Annotated in this window: 3 protein-coding genes; all 3 read left to right on the forward strand. The window is 68.1% G+C overall.

What is annotated here, in order from left to right; genetic code table 11:
- On the forward strand, positions 1–2,601 hold a 2,601-nt coding region (gene gcvP, locus E8E95_RS11910), incomplete at its 5' end, for an aminomethyl-transferring glycine dehydrogenase (protein WP_280350287.1).
- A 160-nt stretch (positions 2,602–2,761) separates the two neighbouring features.
- On the forward strand, positions 2,762–4,015 hold the full coding sequence (glyA, locus tag E8E95_RS11915; RefSeq protein ID WP_280350289.1) for a serine hydroxymethyltransferase: 1,254 nt from the start codon (positions 2,762–2,764) through the stop codon (positions 4,013–4,015).
- A gap of 22 nt (positions 4,016–4,037) precedes the next feature.
- Complete coding sequence (locus tag E8E95_RS11920) at positions 4,038–5,414, forward strand: L-serine ammonia-lyase (RefSeq protein WP_280350291.1); 1,377 nt, start codon at positions 4,038–4,040, stop codon at positions 5,412–5,414.
- Position 5,415: the final 1 nt, after the last annotated feature.

Consider the following 5,415-nt stretch of genomic DNA (forward strand, 5'->3'; position numbering starts at 1 on the left):
TACTACCCCTGCCACACCCCCAGCCCGATCCTGCGCAACCTGCTGGAAAACCCGGCCTGGTACACCGCCTACACCCCCTACCAGCCGGAAATCTCCCAGGGTCGCCTGGAAGCCCTGCTGAACTTCCAGACCCTGGTCAGCGACCTCTCCGGCCTGCCGGTGGCCAACGCCTCCCTGCTCGACGAAGGCACCGCCGCCGCCGAAGCCATGACCTTCTGCAAGCGCCTGGCGAAGAACAAGGCCAGCCACGCCTTCTTCGCCTCGCAGCACTGCCACCCGCAGACCCTCGACGTGCTGCGCACCCGTGCCGAGCCGCTGGGCATCGAGGTGGTGATCGGCGACGAGCGTGAGCTGACCGACGCCAGCGCCTACTTCGGCGCCCTGCTGCAGTACCCCGCCGCCAACGGCGATGTCTTCGACTACCGCGAACTGGTGGCACGCTTCCACGCCGCCGGCGCCCTGGTCGCCGTCGCCGCCGACCTGCTCGCCCTGACCCTGCTGACCCCGCCCGGCGAGTTCGGCGCCGACGTCGCCCTCGGCAGCGCTCAGCGCTTCGGCGTGCCGCTCGGCTTCGGTGGCCCGCACGCGGCCTACTTCGCCACCCGCGACAGCTTCAAGCGCGACATGCCCGGCCGCCTGGTCGGCGTCTCCATCGACCGCCACGGCCAGCCGGCCCTGCGCCTGGCCATGCAGACCCGCGAGCAGCACATCCGCCGCGAGAAGGCCACCAGCAACATCTGCACCGCGCAGGTGCTGCTGGCCAACATCGCCAGCATGTACGCCGTCTACCACGGCCCGCAGGGCCTGACCCGCATCGCCAACCGCGTGCACCAGCTGACCGCGATCCTGGCCCAGGGCCTGGCCAAGCTGGGCTTCACTGTCGAGCAGGAAAGCTTCTTCGACACCCTGACCCTGGCCACCGGCAGCAAGACCGCCGAGCTGCACGCCCAGGCCCGCGCCCAGCGCCTCAACCTGCGTGAAGTGGACGCCGTCCGCCTCGGCCTGTCCCTGGACGAGACCACCACCCAAGCCGACGTCGAGCAGCTCTGGGCGCTGTTCGCCAACGGCCAGGCCCTGCCGGCCTTCGCCGCGCTGGCCGCCAAGGTCGCCAGCCGCCTGCCGGCCGCCCTGCTGCGCCAGAGCGCGATCCTCAGCCACCCGGTGTTCAACCGCTACCACTCGGAAACCGAGCTGATGCGCTACCTGCGCAAGCTCGCCGACAAGGACCTGGCGCTGGACCGCAGCATGATCCCGCTGGGTTCCTGCACCATGAAGCTGAACGCCGCGAGCGAAATGATCCCGGTGACCTGGGCCGAGTTCGGCGCCCTGCACCCCTTCGCCCCCGCCGAGCAGAGCGCCGGCTACCAGGAACTGACCAGCGAGCTGGAAGCCATGCTCTGCCAGGCCACCGGCTATGACGCCGTATCCCTGCAGCCCAACGCCGGCTCCCAGGGCGAGTACGCCGGCCTGCTGGCGATTCGCGCCTACCACCTCAGCCGTGGCGACGACCAGCGCGACATCTGCCTGATCCCGCAATCGGCCCACGGCACCAACCCCGCCACCGCCAGCATGGTCGGCATGCGCGTGGTGGTGACCGCCTGCGACGCCCGCGGCAACGTCGACATCGCCGACCTCAAGGCCAAGGCCGAGGAGCACAAGGACCGCCTCGCCGCGCTGATGATCACCTACCCGTCGACCCACGGCGTGTTCGAGGAAGGCATCCGCGAGATCTGCGAGGTCATCCACGCCAACGGCGGCCAGGTGTACATCGACGGCGCCAACATGAACGCCATGGTCGGCCTCTGCGCCCCGGGCCAGTTCGGCGGCGACGTCTCGCACCTGAACCTGCACAAGACCTTCTGCATCCCCCACGGCGGCGGCGGCCCGGGCGTCGGCCCGATCGGCGTGAAGGCCCACCTGGCGCCCTTCCTGCCCGGCCACGCGCACATGGCGCGCAAAGAGGGCGCGGTCAGCGCGGCGCCCTTCGGCAGCGCCAGCATCCTGCCAATCACCTGGATGTACATCCGCATGATGGGCGGCGACGGCCTGCGCCGCGCCACCCAGATGGCGATCCTCAACGCCAACTACATCGCCCGCCGCCTGGAAGAGCACTACCCGGTGCTCTACACCGGCAGCAACGGCCTGGTGGCCCACGAGTGCATCCTCGACCTGCGCCCGCTCAAGGACACCAGCGGCATCAGCGTCGACGACGTCGCCAAGCGCCTGATCGACTACGGCTTCCACGCCCCGACCATGAGCTTCCCGGTGCCCGGCACGCTGATGATCGAGCCCACCGAGAGCGAGTCGAAGGAAGAGCTGGACCGCTTCTGCGACGCCATGATCCGCATCCGCGAGGAAATCCGTGCGGTCGAGGCCGGTGAGCTGGACAAGGACGACAACCCGCTGAAGAACGCCCCGCACACCGCCCAGGAACTGGTCGGCGAGTGGACCCACCGCTACAGCCGCGAACTCGCCGTGTACCCCAGCGCCAGCCTGGTGGACGGCAAGTACTGGCCGCCGGTGGGCCGCGTAGACAACGTCCATGGCGACCGCAACCTGGTCTGCGCCTGCCCGTCCATCGAGGCCTACCAGGACGCTTGAGTACAACCGGCGCGAACTCTGTGGGGGCGAATTCATTCGCTATGGGCTGCGCAGCAGCCCTCGGACAACGTCGTTGGGCAGGCCTGCGGCCTGCTTAGCGAATGAATTCGCCCCCACAAGGGCTCTACCAATCCGATACCGAACAAGAAGGAAAACCACCATGTTCCACAAGAGCCTGACCCTCTCCGACTTCGACCCCGCCCTGTTCGACGCCATCCGCCGCGAGGCCCAGCGCCAGGAAGACCATATCGAGCTGATCGCCTCCGAGAACTACACCAGCCCGCAGGTGATGCAGGCCCAAGGCAGCGAGCTGACCAACAAGTACGCCGAAGGCTATCCGGGCAAGCGCTACTACGGTGGCTGCGAGTTCGTCGACAAGGTCGAGCAGTTGGCCATCGACCGCGCCAAGCAACTGTTCGGCGCCGACTACGCCAACGTCCAGCCGCACTCCGGGTCCCAGGCCAACAGCGCCGTCTACCTGGCCCTGCTGAACGCCGGTGACACCATCCTCGGCATGAGCCTCGCCCACGGCGGCCACCTGACCCACGGCGCCAAGGTCTCCTCCTCCGGCAAGCTCTATAACGCCGTGCAATACGGCATCGATGGCAATGGCCTGATCGACTACGACGAAGTCGAGCGTCTGGCTTTGGAGCACAAGCCGAAGATGATCGTCGCCGGCTTCTCCGCCTACTCCAAGACCCTGGACTTCCCGCGCTTCCGCGCCATCGCCGACAAGGTCGGTGCGCTGCTGTTCGTCGACATGGCCCACGTCGCTGGCCTGGTCGCCGCTGGCCTGTACCCGAACCCGCTGCCTTACGCCGACGTGGTCACCACCACCACCCACAAGACCCTGCGCGGCCCCCGTGGCGGCCTGATCCTGGCGCGCAAGAACGATGAGATCGAGAAGAAGCTGAACTCCGCCGTCTTCCCCGGCGCCCAGGGTGGACCGCTGATGCACGTGATCGCCGCCAAGGCGGTGTGCTTCAAGGAAGCGCTGGAGCCCGACTTCAAGGACTACCAGGCCCAGGTGATCAAGAACGCCCAGTCCATGGCCAAGGTATTCGTCGAGCGTGGCTACGACGTGGTCTCCGGCGGTACCGACAACCACCTGTTCCTGGTCAGCCTGATCCGCCAGGGCATCACCGGCAAGGATGCCGACGCCGCCCTCGGCCGTGCCCACATCACCGTGAACAAGAACGCCGTGCCGAACGACCCGCAGTCGCCCTTCGTGACCTCGGGCCTGCGCATCGGCACCCCGGCGGTGACCACCCGTGGCTTCGAGGAGCCGGAGTGCCGCGCCCTCGCGAGCTGGATCTGCGACATCCTCGACCACCTCGGCGATGCCGATGTCGAGGCCCAGGTGGCCAAGCAGGTCGCGGCGCTCTGCACCCGCTTCCCGGTATACCCGGCCTGATCCCTCTTCCGGGAGTCGAGATATGTCGCTCAGCGTTTTCGATCTGTTCAAGGTGGGCATCGGCCCCTCCAGCTCCCACACCGTGGGGCCGATGCGCGCCGCCGCGCGTTTCGCCGAGGGACTGAAACGGGACCACCTGCTGGAGCGGGTGGCCAGCGTCCGGGCGGAGCTGTATGGCTCCCTCGGCGCCACCGGCAAGGGCCACGGCAGCGACAAGGCTGTGCTGCTCGGACTGGAAGGCGAACAACCGGACCTGGTGGACACCAGCACGGTAGAACTGCGCCTGGCGACCATTCGGGAAATCGGGTCCATCAACCTGCTGGGGGAACGGTCGATCCCCTTCGTGGAAAAGGAGCACCTGGCGCTGATCCGCAAGCCGCTCCCCTACCACCCCAACGGCATGATCTTCCGCGCCTTCGATGCCGCCGGCATCCAGATCCGCTCCCGCGAGTACTACTCGGTGGGCGGCGGTTTCGTCGTCGACGAGGAAGCCGCCGGCCTGGACCGCATCGTCGAAGACCGCACGCCGCTGCCCTACCCGTTCAAGACCGGCAAGGACATGCTCGCCCACTGCGCCGCCAGCGGACTCGCCATCAGCGGCCTGATGCGCGAGAACGAAAAGGCCTGGCGCACCCCGGACGAGACCAGCGCCGGGCTGATGAAGATCTGGCAGGTGATGCAGGACTGCGTGAAGGCTGGCTGCCGCAAGGAAGGCATCATGCCCGGAGGGCTGAAGGTCAAGCGCCGCGCCGCCGCGCTCTACCGCCAGCTCAGCGAAACCCCGGAAGCCAGCCTGCGCGACAGCCTCTCCGTGCTCGACTGGGTCAACCTCTATGCCCTGGCGGTGAACGAAGAAAACGCCACCGGCGGCCGCGTGGTCACCGCACCCACCAACGGCGCGGCCGGCATCGTCCCGGCGGTGCTGCACTACTACAGCCGCTTCGTGCCCGGCGCCAACGACGACGGCGTCGAGCGCTTCCTGCTCACCGCCGCCGCCATCGGCATCCTCTACAAGGAAAACGCCTCCATCTCCGGCGCCGAAGTCGGCTGCCAGGGCGAGGTCGGCGTGGCCTGCTCGATGGCCGCCGGCGCGCTCTGCGAAGTCCTCGGCGGCACCCCGCAGCAGGTCGAGAACGCCGCCGAGATCGGCATGGAACACAACCTCGGGCTGACCTGCGACCCGGTCGGCGGCCTGGTCCAGGTGCCCTGCATCGAGCGCAACGCGATGGGCTCGGTGAAGGCCATCAACGCCGCACGCATGGCCCTGCGCGGCGACGGCCAGCACTTCATCTCGCTCGACAAGGTGATCCGCACCATGCGCCAGACCGGCGCCGACATGAAGAGCAAATACAAGGAAACCGCCCGCGGCGGCCTCGCCGTGAACATCATCGAATGCTGAA

The organism is Pseudomonas sp. BN414 (assembly GCF_029871275.1).
Taxonomy (GTDB): domain Bacteria; phylum Pseudomonadota; class Gammaproteobacteria; order Pseudomonadales; family Pseudomonadaceae; genus Metapseudomonas; species Metapseudomonas resinovorans_C.